General features: G+C 67.7%; 12 protein-coding genes. 5 read left to right on the top strand and 7 right to left on the bottom strand.

The features are described from left to right. Positions 1–106 precede the first annotated feature (106 nt). Complete coding sequence (gene recQ / locus GR303_RS04050) at positions 107–1909, bottom strand: DNA helicase RecQ (RefSeq protein ID WP_161721280.1); 1803 nt, start codon at positions 1907–1909, stop codon at positions 107–109. Next, positions 1906–3177, bottom strand: coding sequence for a BaiN/RdsA family NAD(P)/FAD-dependent oxidoreductase (locus GR303_RS04045; protein WP_161721281.1), 1272 nt, complete (start codon positions 3175–3177; stop codon positions 1906–1908). Before GR303_RS04045 ends, recQ begins: the two co-directional genes overlap by 4 nt. Positions 3178–3320: 143 nt before the next feature. Here GR303_RS04045 and GR303_RS04040 point away from each other — a divergent pair, with 143 nt between their 5' ends. Both GR303_RS04040 and GR303_RS04035 read left to right on the top strand, forming a co-directional pair. Then, complete coding sequence (locus GR303_RS04040; protein WP_161721282.1) at positions 3321–3785, top strand: CAP domain-containing protein; 465 nt, start codon at positions 3321–3323, stop codon at positions 3783–3785. Positions 3786–3959: 174 nt separating this feature from the next. After that, positions 3960–5738: an SLC13 family permease gene (locus GR303_RS04035; protein WP_161721283.1), complete on the top strand. Its 1779-nt coding sequence runs from the start codon at positions 3960–3962 to the stop codon at positions 5736–5738. A gap of 1 nt (position 5739) precedes the next feature. Here GR303_RS04035 and GR303_RS04030 read toward each other — a convergent pair whose 3' ends face one another. Beyond that, positions 5740–5991 (bottom strand): hypothetical protein, encoded by a 252-nt coding sequence (locus tag GR303_RS04030; protein ID WP_161721284.1) that lies wholly within the window; start codon positions 5989–5991, stop codon positions 5740–5742. 196 nt (positions 5992–6187) lie between these two features. Between GR303_RS04030 and GR303_RS04025 the strand changes: the two genes are divergently transcribed. Next, positions 6188–6937, top strand: coding sequence for an RT0821/Lpp0805 family surface protein (locus GR303_RS04025; protein WP_161721285.1), 750 nt, complete (start codon positions 6188–6190; stop codon positions 6935–6937). Positions 6938–7004: 67 nt separating this feature from the next. Then, a complete protein-coding gene (locus tag GR303_RS04020) occupies positions 7005–7964 on the top strand; it encodes a DMT family transporter (RefSeq protein ID WP_161721286.1) in 960 nt (319 codons plus the stop codon). On the opposite strand, the gene GR303_RS04015 is transcribed toward GR303_RS04020, so the two are convergent. Further along, the gene (locus GR303_RS04015; protein WP_161721287.1) at positions 7927–8880 is read right to left on the bottom strand and encodes a hypothetical protein; all 954 of its coding nucleotides are present in this window, start codon (positions 8878–8880) and stop codon (positions 7927–7929) included. The two genes, GR303_RS04020 and GR303_RS04015, sit on opposite strands and share 38 nt — an antisense overlap. A gap of 259 nt (positions 8881–9139) precedes the next feature. Between GR303_RS04015 and ribA the strand changes: the two genes are divergently transcribed. Further along, entirely contained in the window at positions 9140–10252 is a 1113-nt protein-coding gene (gene ribA / locus GR303_RS04010) for a GTP cyclohydrolase II RibA (protein ID WP_161721438.1), read from the top strand. Positions 10253–10261: 9 nt separating this feature from the next. On the opposite strand, the gene GR303_RS04005 is transcribed toward ribA, so the two are convergent. The 3 genes from GR303_RS04005 to GR303_RS03995 all read right to left on the bottom strand — a co-directional run bounded on the left by GR303_RS04005 (position 10262) and on the right by GR303_RS03995 (position 13177). Next, a complete protein-coding gene (locus GR303_RS04005; RefSeq protein ID WP_210254020.1) occupies positions 10262–10576 on the bottom strand; it encodes a hypothetical protein in 315 nt (104 codons plus the stop codon). Positions 10577–10702: 126 nt separating this feature from the next. Continuing rightward, complete coding sequence (locus GR303_RS04000; protein WP_161721289.1) at positions 10703–11872, bottom strand: M20 aminoacylase family protein; 1170 nt, start codon at positions 11870–11872, stop codon at positions 10703–10705. 93 nt (positions 11873–11965) lie between these two features. After that, positions 11966–13177: a peptide ABC transporter permease gene (locus GR303_RS03995; RefSeq protein ID WP_161721290.1), complete on the bottom strand. Its 1212-nt coding sequence runs from the start codon at positions 13175–13177 to the stop codon at positions 11966–11968. Positions 13178–13215: the final 38 nt, after the last annotated feature.

Genomic DNA, 13215 nt, shown 5'->3' with positions numbered 1-13215 from the left:
AACCCCTCACCCCAACCCTCTCCCTCTGGGAGAGGGAGACCAGCGCCATACTCTAATGACGATCCCGGATCGCCTGTGGCGTCCGGGACGAGGCATGTGTCCGCTCTTACCCCGCGTGCGCCTTCACCACTTCCAGAAAAGCATCCGCATAGCGGTCGAGCTTGGCCTGTCCGACGCCGTGGATCTCGCCGAAGGCGCGCACGGTCGTGGGCTTCTTCGCAGCCATGTCGATGAGGCTGCGGTCCGAAAAGATCACGTAGGCCGGCACGCCCTCTTCCTTGGCGAGGCGCGTGCGCAGGGCCTTGAGGTCGAGGAGCAGCGGATCGTCGGAGGGCACGATCGCTTCCGCCTCCATCCGGCCGCGCCTGCGCCGCCGCTCGGCAGGTTTCATCAGCACGTCGGAGCGCAGCTCGATCCGCTCCTGCCCTTTCAGCACGGCGACGCCCCTGTCGGTGAGGGTCCAGCGTCCGTATTCCGCAAGTTCCAGGCTGATCAGACCTGCGGCATAGATCTGCCGCAGCAGAGAGCGCCATTCCGTCTTCGAGCGGTCGTTGCCGACGCCGAAGGTTTTGAGCTTGTCGTGGCCGAAGCGGCGGATCGAATCCGTTTCCTCGCCCACGAGAATGCTGATGAGATGCTCGGTGCCGAAGCGCTCGCCCGTGCGCACGATGGCGGAGAGGATTTTCTGGGCCTCGATGGTGCCGTCGAAGGACATCACCCCGTCGATGCACAGGTCGCAATTGCCGCAGGGTTCGGTGGTCTCGCCGAAATAGGCGAGCAGTGTCTGGCGGCGGCAGCGCGGCGCCTCGCACAGCGCCACGAGCGCATTGAGGCGCTGGCGCTCCACCCGCTTCTGCTCGTCGGCCGCGTCGCTCTCCTCGATCTGCAGGCGGCGCAGGCGCATGTCGTCGAGGCCGTAGAGGGTGAGGGTGTCGGCGGGCGCCCCGTCGCGGCCTGCGCGGCCGATCTCCTGGTAATAGGCCTCGATGGATTTCGGCAGGGCCGCATGGGCGACGAAGCGCACGTCGGGCTTGTCGATGCCCATGCCGAAGGCGACGGTGGCCACCATCACCACGCCGTCCTCCTGCAGGAAGATGTCCTGGTTCTTGGCGCGGTCCTGCTGATGCATGCCCGCGTGGTAGGGGAGCGCCCGGTAGCCTGCCTGGCTGAGCGAATCGGCGAGACGCTCGGTGGCGTCCCGCGACGAGCAGTAGACGATGCCGCTCTCGTGCCGGTGCTTGTCGAGGAAGGAGAAGAGCTGGCGCCGGGAATGCTCCTTCGCCTGCATGGCGAGCCGCAGGTTCGGGCGGTCGAAGCCATGGATGAAGAGCCGCGGCTCCTCTTCGAAGAGCCGGTGCATGATGTCGCTGCGCGTCGCCACGTCGGCGGTTGCTGTGAGCGCGATGGTCTGCACGTTGCCGAGCCGCTGGCGCACCTCGCCCAGCATGGCGTATTCGGGGCGGAAATCGTGGCCCCATTGCGAGACGCAGTGCGCCTCGTCGATGGCGAGCAGGTTGACGCCCGAGCGGGCGAGCCACTCGGTGGTTCCGGTATTGGCGAGGCGCTCCGGCGAGGCGTAGAGGATGCGCATGCGCTTCTCGCGCACCGCGTCGACCACCCGGCGGTTCTCGGCCGGGTCGTTGGCGGAGTTGAGGCTGCCCGCCTCGATGCCGAAATGGCGCAGGGCCGCCACCTGGTCGCGCATGAGCGCGATCAGCGGCGAGACCACAACGGTGAGGCCCTCGCGGGCGAGCGTCGGCAGCTGGTAGCACAGAGACTTGCCCGCCCCCGTGGGCATGATGGCGAGCACGTCCTCGCCTGCCAGCACCGCGCGCACGATCTCCTCCTGCCCTTCGCGGAAGGAGGGGAAGCCGAACACGTCATGGAGAATCTTGCGCGGGTCGATCACGGATGCCGTGTGGCCGAACGCGGATTCCAGGTCAATGCGGCATCGGGAATCTTCAGGAAGGAAAGCACTCCCTTCGCCGCGGCGACGCCGGTGGCAAAGGTGGCCTGGAGCAGGTAGCCGCCGGTCGGCGCCTCCCAGTCCAGCATCTCGCCCGCCACGAACACCCCCGGCATCCGCTTGAGCATCAGGCTATCGTCCAGCTCGCAGAAGGGGACGCCGCCGGCGCTGGAAATGGCCCGCTCGAGGGTTTTGGTGCCCGTCAAGGTCAGGGGAACGGCCTTGATGAGCCGGGCGAGGGATCCAGGTTCTCCCGGAAGGGAAGGGGAGGCCTCCCGCAGCAGGGCGATCCCCACCGGGCTCAAGCCGGCGCTCTTGCGCAGGAAGGTGGAGGCGGACTGCCCCTTTCGCGGCGCCTCCAGCCTTCGCAGGAGGGCGCCGTGGTCGAGATCGGGCCTGAGGTCGATGTGGAGAACGGCGCTGCCCCTCGCGGCGAGGGCGTCGCGCAGGCGGGCCGAGAGGGCGTAGACGGCTCCGCCCTCGATCCCGTCCGCCGTGATGATGGCCTCGCCCCTTACGGTCGCACCCTCGAAACCGAGGGCTACCCGCTTCAGCGGCTCGCCCTCGAAGCGGCTGCGCATGATCTCGGACCAGGCGCAGGTGAAGCCCATATTGGCTGGACGCAGGGGCGAGACCGCGATGCCGCGCCGGGAAAGGATCTCCACCCAGCCGCCGTCCGAGCCCAGCCGCGGCCAGCTGCCGCCGCCGAGCGCCAGGATCGTGGCGTCGGGCTCCACCCGAATCGCCTGTCCGGTTGCATCGGTGAGAAGGAGAGCGCCCGTCTCGTCCCAGCCCTGCCAGCGGTGGCGCAGGGCGAAGCGGATGCCGAGGCCTTCGAGCCGGGAGAGCCAGGCGCGCAGGAGGGGAGAGGCCTTGAAGGCCACGGGGAACACCCGCCCGCTGGAGCCCACGAAGGTCTCCTGCCCCAGCCCCTCGCACCAGGCGCGCAGATCCGCAGGCGAGAAGGCCTCGATCAGAGGCCGCAGCTGCGGCTCGGCCTCCGCATAGCGGGTCACGAATCGCTCGAACGCCTCCGAATGGGTCAGGTTCAGGCCGCCCCGGCCTGCCATGAGCAGCTTGCGGCCCACCGAGGGCATTCGGTCGTAGACGGTGACCTTGAGACCGGCGCGCCCGAGCACCTCCGCGGCCATCAGGCCGGCCGGACCGCCGCCTACGATGGCGGCTTCAGGGGGAGAGGAGCTTGCGGGCATGCGGTCAGCTGACGCGGGAGAGGCAGGAATCTGGACCCTTGGGCAGCAACATGGCATGCAGCGGCGGGTCCATGGCACATGAACGCCAGGAGGCCCTTTTTCAAGGGGAGCGGCGCCTGAACGCCGCCCGAAGGGGAATTTCGATGCGTGCACTTACCTTCTGCGCCCTGATCGCGCTGGGTGTGGCCGGCTGCGCAGGCGATTCGGCTCTCACCCCCAAGGATGCCGTCCTGGCGAGTTCGACCGGCGATGCGGCCGCCGCCGCCCGCCTGATTTCGGCCTATCGCGTGTCGATGGGCCTGAACCCGGTGACGGTGGACCCTAAGCTGAACCAGGCGGCGGAGCATCAGGCCCGCGCCGTGGCCGCCGCGGGCCGTCTCAGCCACGGCAGCTTCGCCAAGCGCATGGATGAGTATGGAATCGCCGGCTATTCCGCCGAAAACCTCTCCGCCGGCTCCGACACGGTGGACGGAGCCATCAGCCGCTGGAAGGCCTCCCCCGGCCACAACAGCAACCTCCTGATGCCGCAGGCCCGCAAGATCGGGCTCGCCCGCGCGGATGCGAACAACCGCTATGGCCGCTACTGGGCGCTCGTCCTCGGGCAGTAGCGCATCGTGCGGAACGAGCGGGCACCGGCTTTCCGCAACCGACGATCCGAGGCTCATCAAGGCGGGCATCGGATCGATCCCGAGAATGCCCTCCGCTTCCGGGCCCGATGCCCGACCGCGGCACCAAAGGGAGCGTGAAGCGTTAGGATTCCGGTTCCTCTCGCTTGCGCTCCCATGACCCACCAACAAATGCTCTCTTTCGCCATCGTCGCCGGGATGATGGCGCTTTTCGTCTGGGGCCGGTTCCGCTACGACCTGGTCGCGGTCTTGTCGCTCCTCGCGGCGGTGCTGGTCGGCATCGTTCCGGCCGACAAGGCCTTCGAGGGCTTCAGCGACGACATCGTCATCATCGTGGCGAGCGCACTCCTGGTCAGCGCCGCCGTAGCGAAGTCCGGCATCCTCGAGGCGGGGCTCAACCGCGTCGGACCTTACCTGCGCACCACGCAGATCCAGATCGTGGTTTTGGTAGGCGTAGTGACCGTGCTCTCCGCTTTCGTGAAGAACATCGGCGCGCTCGCCATGATGATCCCCGTGGCGTTCCAGATCGCCCGCCGCACCAACACGCCGCCCTCCAGCTTCCTCATGCCGATGGCCTTCGGCTCGCTTCTCGGCGGCATCGTCACCCTGGTGGGGACCTCGCCCAACATCATCGTGTCGCGGGTCAGGGAGGAGCTGGTGGGGCAACCCTTCGGCATGTTCGACTTCACCCCCGTGGGGATCGGCATCGCGCTCGCGGGCGTCGTCTTCCTGGCCTTCGGCTATCGCCTGCTGCCGCAGGGACGCAAAGGGGCCGCATCCCTCGATGCAGCCCTCGACATCAAGGATTACGTCACTGAGGCCCGCGTGACGGCGGAATCCGACGTGGTCGGTCAGACGGTGGCGGACCTGCACAAGCTCGCCGACGGCCAGGTGAAGGTCGCGTCGATCATCCGCAACGAGACCCGCAGTTCCAGCCCGCTTCCGGATGCCACCATCCGCGAGAACGACGTCCTGATGCTGGAGGGCGAGTCCGATGCCCTCGAGAGCGCCGTCGTTCGGGCGGGGCTGAAGCTCAGTCGCGAGCATCACCAGCCGGAGACGGACGAGGCCACGGACGAGATCGGCGCCATCGAGGCCATCGTCGGGCCGAATTCGGTGCTGACCGGGCTGTCGGCGGAACGCATCGGCCTCTACGAGCGCTTCGGCGTCAACCTGATCGCGGTGAGCCGCAGCGGCGAGCGCTTCAAGGAGCGCCTGCGCACCATCACCTTAAGGGCCGGCGACGTGATCGTGCTCCAGGGCAACCTCAAGCGGCTGCCCGACACCCTGCGGGATCTTGGCTGCCTACCCCTGGCGGAACGCGAAATCCGGCTCGGCAGCGCGCGCCGGAGCCTGATGCCCGCTGCCATTCTGGCCATCACCATGGTGATCGTTGCCTTCAACATCCTGCCGGTGGCCATCGCCTTCTTCGGAGCCGGCGTCCTGCTCGTGCTGTTCGGCTCCCTTTCCTTGCGCGAGGCCTATGAAACCATCGAATGGCCGATCATCGTCATGCTCGGCGCCCTGATCCCGGTCAGCGAATCGATCCGCACCACCGGCGGAACGGACCTGATCGCCGGCTGGCTCTCCTCGGCCGCCAACATGCTGCCGCCGACGGGTGCCCTCGTGCTCATCATGGTAGCCGCCATGGCCGTCACGCCGTTCCTCAACAATGCCGCAACCGTGCTGGTGATGGCGCCTATCGCGGCGAGCTTCGCCACCCAGCTCGGCTTCAGGCCGGACGCCTTCCTGATGGCGGTGGCGATCGGCGCGGCCTGCGACTTCCTCACCCCCATCGGGCACCAGTGCAACACCCTGGTCATGGGGCCGGGCGGCTATCGCTTCGGCGATTACTGGCGCCTCGGGCTGCCGCTGTCGATCCTGGTGGTGGTGATCGGCATTCCGCTCATCATGCTGTTCTGGCCGCTGAACTGACCTAGTGCAGGAAGGCGGTCAGCAGCAGGGTCGTGCCCGCGGCCGAGGTCGAGAGGGCCACGATCATGGCCCAGATGTGCAGCCGGTCCCGCTCCTCCTGGTTGAGCAGGGGGCGGTAGCGCGAGTCCGAGCGGCCGAAGATGAAGCTCCCGTTCCGGGAATCCCGGGGCGCGTGAGGCATGATGCAGAAGCTCGATCTCACCACCTGCTGACGGATGCTGACGGACGATTCGCGGGACAGCTGTGGGTTCATGGCCTGACGCAACGCGGGATGGGATCGGGACCCGCAGGTTTGCCCGGCAGCCGTGAAGGAGAGGTAAAGGCGGTGAATTCCCTCCTATCATCGTAAATCGAATCTTTCCGAAAGCCGCACCGGATCAGGCGACATCCTCTCTTTCCTCGCCCTCCCGTTTTGGATACGAAATATCGTCAAGCGATGGGAGGGAATCATGCGCAGTTTCTCCATGGGGTTCGGTGCCGTCCTGCTGGGCCTCGCCCTGGCCGCCTGCAATCAGACGGGGGCAGGGTCGGTCGCCGGCGGAGTTGCGGCGGCCCTGGATCCGACCGGCATTTCAGGGGCAGCCATGGATGTGGCCGATGCCGCCGAGACGGCGTCGGGAGCCTCTCGTGTCGATTTCAGCGCCATCGCCGTGCGCCTGAAGGACGTCGCCGCCGGCAAGACATCGGGCCCGGACTACATGGCTCCGCTCGACCGGCAGATCGCGGCTACCATGGCCAAGCAATCGGCCAAGATGGCGCGTTCGGCCGCCCAGGCCGGGATCGACGCCGCCCTGACCGGCGGGATGAGCCTGTCGGGCTCCGCCTTCCACCTGGCCACGCAGGGAGCGGGCAATGCCATGCTGGCAGGCCAACTGGCTGGTGCCCGAGCCCAGGCGAGCGCCGACGTGGCGAAGGCCGAGGCCCAGCGCAAGGCGGAGCAGCTCATGCCCGACGCGGATCGCCCGCTGGAGGCTCAGGCGGTGCTGTCCATCCTCGAAGGGGGAGGGGGCAACAGCGTGGCGTGGCAGAATCCGGCCACCGGCGCCTCCGGGAAGGTGACCCTCAAGCCGATGGACAAGCGGATGTTCGGCGGCCTCGACTGCCGCATGTTCCTGCGCGAGTGGAGGAGCGGGGGCACCGTACGCAGGGGCGACATGCTGGCCTGCCGCGACAAGGGCGAATGGTACGACTTCTCGTAAGCAGGAAACGGGTCGTCACATCCCTGGCCCTGTGGCATGTCCCTGAACGCAGTTGAAAAGCGCGGACATGACACAAGCCTCCATTCAAAAAACCATGACGGCGTCCGACTGGGCGCTGCTCGCCGTCCTCTCCATCGTCTGGGGAGGATCCTTTCTCTTCATCGGCGTCGCGGTGCGCGAGCTGCCGCCGCTGACCATCGTGGCGATCCGGGTGGTGACGGCAGCCCTGGCCCTGATTCTTCTGCTGAAGCTGATGGGTGTTGACCTGCCGCGCACCCGCCGGGCCTGGGCCGCCTTCCTCGGCATGTCGATCCTCAACAACGTCATTCCCTTCACCCTCATCGTGTGGGGACAGGGGCACATCGCCAGCGGCCTCGCCTCCATCCTCAATGCCACCACGCCGCTCTTCACGGTGATCGTGGCCCAGTATTTCACTGATGATGAACGTCTGACGGGCCAGAAACTGGTGGGCGTCGTCGTCGGCTTCCTGGGGGTCGCTGTGATGATCGGTGCCGCTGCTCTCACCTCCTGGGATGCCAGTATCCTGGCGCAGCTGGCGATCCTGGGGGCTGCCCTGTCCTATGGGTTTTCCGGCGTCTTCGGGCGGCGCTTCAAGACAATGGGCATTCCGCCTCTGGCGACGGCGGCCGGGCAGGTGACGGTGTCGAGCGCGCTCCTGCTGCCGGTGGCGCTGATCGTCGACCGGCCCTGGACCCTGGCGATGCCGAGCACGGGAGCGATCCTGTCCCTGGCAGCCCTCGGCCTCGTCTCCACGGCCTTCGCCTATCTGATCTTCTTCCGGCTGCTCGCGCGGGCCGGGGCCACCAATGTGGGCCTCGTCACCTTCCTCATCCCGGTCAGCGCGATCCTGCTCGGCGTGCTCGTTCTCGGCGAGACGCTGGCCGCAAGGCACTTCGCCGGCATGGCGCTGATCGGCGCGGGCCTCGTCCTGATCGACGGGCGCGCGGTGTCCGCGCTGAACAGGCCGTTCAGCGCGAAGGCGCCGGCGCCGCGCGGAAACGGTTGAACATCATGTCCGGCGCGCTGGTGTTGTGGCGGGAGGGGACGAGGCGGCCCATCCAGGCATCCGTCGCCCTGCCGCCCTGAAAGTTCATGATCGGCTCCTCGCGCCAGGAGCGGGCGCCTTCCTCCCGCACGGCGATCCGCGCTACGTCCGCGTTGAACTCGGTCACGTACATGGACCGCAGGCCTGCGAAGGGCAGGCCGGAGATGGCTCGATCAAAGGTCACGTCCAGGGTCTGGCGCTCCTCGTTGAGGGCCTTGACCACGACGCTGGCCGTGCCGCCCCTGGCGAGGGTGAGCGTGAAGGTCATGGCCTTCGGGTCGAAGGCCACGTCCTTCAGGTTCACCACGGGACGCTGGTCGAACTCCACCGGGCCGACCAGGAAGGAGGAACCGTAGGAGGTCCAGTCCAGGTGCTCGGGCGGCAGCGGCTTGATGCGCCAGTAGCCGTCGCCCGGATAGATCACGAGCACTTCGATGGCCTTGTCGCCCCGCTTCTTCAGCAGCTGCAGGAGGTGGATGTTGCGCTCCACTCTGGTGCCGATGGTCACCGTCACGTCGCTCGGGCGCCAGAACTCGGTGAAGGACAGGCCCATGATCCGCACGTTCCCGTCCTCGTAGAGGTTGGTCATGGTGGGGTGCGGCTTGGCGGAGGTCTCCTCCGAGATGTCCTCGCAGGCGGTCCAGTCCGGCTCCCATCGGTCCTGGCGCAGGGTGCCCATGTAAGCCGGATGCACGGCCTCGATCTGGAAATGCCGCACCTCGGGCGAGGCGAAGTTGACCGCCACGTTGTCCTTCTCCGCGCAGAGCACGGGCTCGCTGGTGTTCGTCACCTCGACCGCCAGCCCGTCGAGGGTGGCAGCGCCGGCGGGAGCGGCAAGGCCGAGGAAGCCGAGGGCGAGGATCCGGGGAAGGAGCATGGGATCGTCCGGTTGTTCTGCGGAAGCGGGGCTGGTGGAGGCGGACAGATAGCGCGGACCGACTATGCCGTCGAGCCAAGCTGCCTTTGCACCGCGCCCTGTTGATGCGGCATGGCAGATGTCACATCTCTGGCATTAGGGATCGGGCCCTGCCTGTGCTAGGGTGCGGTCGGTCCCGAAGCGTGGCTTTTTGAGCCTGCGCTTCCATGGCCCATGCTCTTCTTGCCGGATGCGAGGCTGTTTGCCCGAGTTTTCGATGATGCGCCTGACCTTGAGCCTGTCCGACAATCCCGCCACGACCCTGGTCGAGCGGGCGATCATGGAGTTCCGCAGCGCCCGTCCCGTCGTGATCGACGGGGCCGAGGGCAGCGCGCTCGTGGTCGGAGTCGAGGACCTGGACGAGGCCATGAGCGCCCGGATCGGCGCCGTTGCCGGGGCGCATGCCCATCTGGTGCTGCCGGCGGCCAGGCTCCGCCGCCTCGGGCTGGATCGGGAGCAGCCCGGACGCATCGCCCTGCCAATAGTCGACCGCAGCCGCGTGGAAACGCTGGCGCTCAAGGTCGACGGCCGCATCGACGCGCCGGTTCGTCCCGCCGATGCGCTCGACGAGGAGGCGCTGGAGCTGGCGCGCCTCTCTCTCGTGCTGCCGGCCGTGATCGTGGTGCCGCTGGCCCCGGGGATCGAGATCGATTCGTCCCCCGTGCGGGTCCCGGGCGAGGCCGTTCGCGGATATCGAAGCGCCAAGGCGGCCGACCTGACGATCGTCAGCCGGGCGCCCGTGCCGCTGGAGGGCGCGCCCTCCAGCGAGTTCGTGGTGTTCCGCGGCGGCGAGGGCCTGCGCGATCAGGTGGCGATCGTCGTCGGCAGGCCGGACCTCTCCGGGCCGGTGGCCGTGCGGCTGCATTCCGCGTGCCTCACCGGGGATCTCTTCGGCAGCCTGAAATGCGATTGCGGCGACCAGCTGCGCGAGACGGTGCGCTTCATGGCCGGCCATGAGGGCGGCATCCTGCTCTATCTCGACCAGGAGGGGCGCGGGAACGGGATCGCCAACAAGATCCGCGCCTACAAGCTCCAGTCCCAAGGCTACGACACCTACGATGCGGACGAGGTTCTGGGCTTCGAGGCGGATCAGCGCCGGTTCGACTTCGCCGCCGTGATGCTGAAGAAGCTCGGCGTCGGCAAGGTCCGGCTGATGACCAACAACCCCGAGAAGATCGCAGCCCTCAGCAGGGCCGGGCTCGAGGTGATCTCGGATCATCGGGTTCTGGGCCGCCCCACGGCGGAGAACGTCAGCTATCTTGCCGCCAAGCGCGACCGCGCCGGGCACTACATCGATCTCGAAGGCATGCTCGCCTGTTCGAGCAAGGATTAGGGCAGGGCGTCAGTCGAGCCCTTCTGCCGCTCTTCGGGCAGCGATGAAGTCCGGCCCGCAAGAGAGCTTCTTGGCGGTGGGGCTCCTGCTGTCGACGATCCGCCAGAAGGGCGTGATTTCATCCAACGTCTTGCCGGATGAAAGATCCTCCAGGGCTGCCTCGGACGCGATCCGCACGAAGATGCCGGTGGTCATGGGACAGGTGACCTCCGCCTTGTGAGCGCGCGCCAAGTCGTCACGCATCTGCACGATGCTGCGGGCCTGGCCGCGCGGAATGGCAGCGATGTAATCCCTGACGATGCGGGGCGTTGCTACCAGCATCATCTGACCAAGCTTGAGGCCAGCAAAGGATTTGTCGACAGGCTCCACTTTCGGGAAGCCTGTCGCAAGCTTTTCGGTCCACGTCTTCTTTCTAGGCATAGTCCCTCTTCAGGAAAAAGCCTTGGCCCCTCATCGCGCCGGCATGCCGGTTTCGATGATCTTCGCCCAGAGGGAGACGCCGTAGGGGCTGGCCTCGTCGTTGAAGTCGTAGGCCGGGTGATGGACGCCGGCCGTGTCGCCGTTGCCGAGGAAGATGTAGGCGCCGGGCCGCTGCTCCAGCATGTAGGAGAAATCCTCCGCGCCCATGAGAGGCGGAACGGTGGTATCGACCGCGTTCTCGCCGGCCACCGCGCGTGCGACGCTCGCCAGGAATTCGGTCTTGTCGGGATCGTTCATGGTCACCGGATAGCCGCGGTCGTACTCGACCTCGGCCTGCGCGCCGAAGGCGGCGCAGACGTTCTCGACGATGGCGCGGATGCGGGTCTCGGCGAGGTCGCGAACCTCCGGCGAGAGGGTGCGCACGGTGCCGAGCAGCATCGCCGTCTGCGGGATGACGTTGAAGGCCTCGCCCGCCTTCACGGTGCAGACGGACACCACCACGGATTCGAGCGGATCGGTGTTGCGGGAGGCGATGGTCTGCAGGGCCGTGATCACGTGGGCGGAGATGACCACCGGATCGATGCATTCATGCGGACGCGCCGCGTGGCCGCCCTTGCCTTCGATGGTGATGGTGAACCGGTCGGCCGCCGCCATCATGGCGCCGGGGCGGATGGCGAAGTGGCCGACGGGAATGCCCGGCATGTTGTGCATGCCGTAGACCTCCTGCACGCCGAAGCGCTCCATGAGGCCATCCTTCACCATCTCGTTGCCGCCGCCGCCGCCTTCCTCCGCCGGCTGGAAGATCACCACCGCCGTGCCGTCGAAATTACGCGTCTCGGCCAGGTACTTCGCCGCGCCCAAAAGCATGGCGGTATGCCCGTCATGGCCGCAGGCATGCATCTTGCCGGGGACCTTGGATTTGTGGGGAACGTTCGTCGCCTCCTCGATGGGAAGCGCGTCCATGTCGGCACGCAGGCCGATGACCCGGCCGGACGTGTTCGAGCGGCCCTTGATGACGCCGACGACGCCCGTCCGCCCGAGGCCCGTGACGACCTCGTCGCAGCCGAAGCTCTTCAGCTTCTCCGCCACGATGCCGGCGGTGCGATGCACGTCGAACAGGAGCTCCGGGTTTTCGTGAAAGTCGCGGCGCCAGGCGGTGATTTCCTCGGCGAGGTCGGCGACGCGGTTGATGATGGGCATGAACAATCCTCACACAATAATCCTGAGTCTCCAGCGAAGCAGAGGCAGGCCCCTTCCGTCAACCGCTGCCGCGGCGCAGCCGGGAGGAGGCGTTCAGAACGTCCTGCGGAAGACCGCCTTGGGCCGCGTGGTGCGGAACTGGCCGCGCTCGATGGCGACGAAGATCAGCACGAGGACCACGAGGGCCGTGAACCACCAGACCTGCGCGGTGCCGATGCCGAGGCAGCCCAGGGTGTAGGCGCAGGCGAAGGCCGCCATGATGCCCGGCGCCACGCTGGCGCGATGGCTCCTGATGCCGGTGGCCGCCTGGTAGAGCAGAACGCTGCCCGCCACCGCGCCGACGAGACCGAGCTCGTACCAGACCTCGAACAGGAGGGTGGAAGGGGCATTCCGGGGCACGAGGCCGAAGGACCGGCCGCGCAGGGCCGTCTCGAGCCCATGGCCCGTGAGAAGCCGCAGCGGCTCGCTGACGATGATCCGCCGCCATGCCTCGAGGCTCGCCGTCACCGGGGACCTGGCGCCGAGGAGGCCCGACGCCAGCGGCTTCAGGAGGAAGGGCAGGATTGGCGCCAGGAGCAGCAGGCCCGCCATGACGAGACCGGTGAGCCGGGCGCCGAGGGCCTGGCTGTAGGCCGTGAGCACGAAGACGAGGGCGCCGGCGACGAGGCCGTAGAGGGGCAGCCCGCCCCGGGTGAGAAGGGCGGCGACGCCCACGGCAAGCGCCAGGCCGATGGCCTCCAGGTTCCTGCCGCGGGAATGGAGCCAGGCCAGCGCAGGCCAGAGCAGCAGCACGAGCATGAGCATGCCGCGCTCCAGGCTCAGGCCTTCCGGATCGAAGCGGCTGCCGCCCTCGAGCGCCAGGGGAATGCCGATGAGGGCTGCAAGCCCCAGGCCGACGGGCAGGAGGTAGAGATTGGCCGAGCGCATCCGCTCCGGCACGGCGAGATAGCCGCCCAGGCCCATGAGGATCATGCCCGTGATGTTGAGCAGACGCTCCGTGGCCTGTGCCGTGAAGGGCGTCCACACGAGCGAGAGGGCGGCCCAGAACAGCAGCACCAGCCCCGCCATGCCGCCCCGCGAGGTCGCGAGCGCCAAGAGCTTGTCCCATGCATGCCGCGCGTTGCCGTCGAGCACCGAGGCCAGGACGAGGAGGATGACCGCCAGCGGCGCCATGACCACGAGGGCGCGACGGGTGAACAACGCGGCCAGGGGCACGGCGAAGAACAGGATCGCAAAGCCGAGGCGCCGCAGCACGGCGGCGGCGTCGGCGGAGGCATTGGCCGTCTGGAAGGCGGAGCGAACCATGCGAAGGGGCAATCGGCGGTTGAGCGGTCTTGGTTGAG

Source organism: Microvirga arsenatis (assembly GCF_009910705.1).
GTDB classification, from domain to species: Bacteria; Pseudomonadota; Alphaproteobacteria; order Rhizobiales; family Beijerinckiaceae; genus Microvirga; species Microvirga arsenatis.
The sequence above is the reverse complement of the archived record's forward strand: the minus strand, read 5'-3'. Positions and strand labels throughout refer to the sequence as shown.

Bases quoted from the DNA above. Each gene is read 5' to 3' on its own strand.
- GR303_RS04045 (WP_161721281.1), bottom strand. From the start codon at position 3,177: ATGCCCGCAAGCTCCTCTCCCCCTGAAGCCGCCATCGTAGGCGGCGGT.
- GR303_RS04040 (WP_161721282.1), top strand. From the start codon at position 3,321: ATGCGTGCACTTACCTTCTGCGCCCTGATCGCGCTGGGTGTGGCCGGC.
- GR303_RS04035 (WP_161721283.1), top strand. From the start codon at position 3,960: ATGACCCACCAACAAATGCTCTCTTTCGCCATCGTCGCCGGGATGATG.
- GR303_RS04030 (WP_161721284.1), bottom strand. From the start codon at position 5,991: ATGAACCCACAGCTGTCCCGCGAATCGTCCGTCAGCATCCGTCAGCAG.
- GR303_RS04025 (WP_161721285.1), top strand. From the start codon at position 6,188: ATGCGCAGTTTCTCCATGGGGTTCGGTGCCGTCCTGCTGGGCCTCGCC.
- GR303_RS04020 (WP_161721286.1), top strand. From the start codon at position 7,005: ATGACACAAGCCTCCATTCAAAAAACCATGACGGCGTCCGACTGGGCG.
- GR303_RS04015 (WP_161721287.1), bottom strand. From the start codon at position 8,880: ATGCTCCTTCCCCGGATCCTCGCCCTCGGCTTCCTCGGCCTTGCCGCT.
- ribA (WP_161721438.1), top strand. From the start codon at position 9,140: ATGCGCCTGACCTTGAGCCTGTCCGACAATCCCGCCACGACCCTGGTC.
- GR303_RS04005 (WP_210254020.1), bottom strand. From the start codon at position 10,576: ATGATGCTGGTAGCAACGCCCCGCATCGTCAGGGATTACATCGCTGCC.
- GR303_RS04000 (WP_161721289.1), bottom strand. From the start codon at position 11,872: ATGCCCATCATCAACCGCGTCGCCGACCTCGCCGAGGAAATCACCGCC.
- GR303_RS03995 (WP_161721290.1), bottom strand. From the start codon at position 13,177: ATGGTTCGCTCCGCCTTCCAGACGGCCAATGCCTCCGCCGACGCCGCC.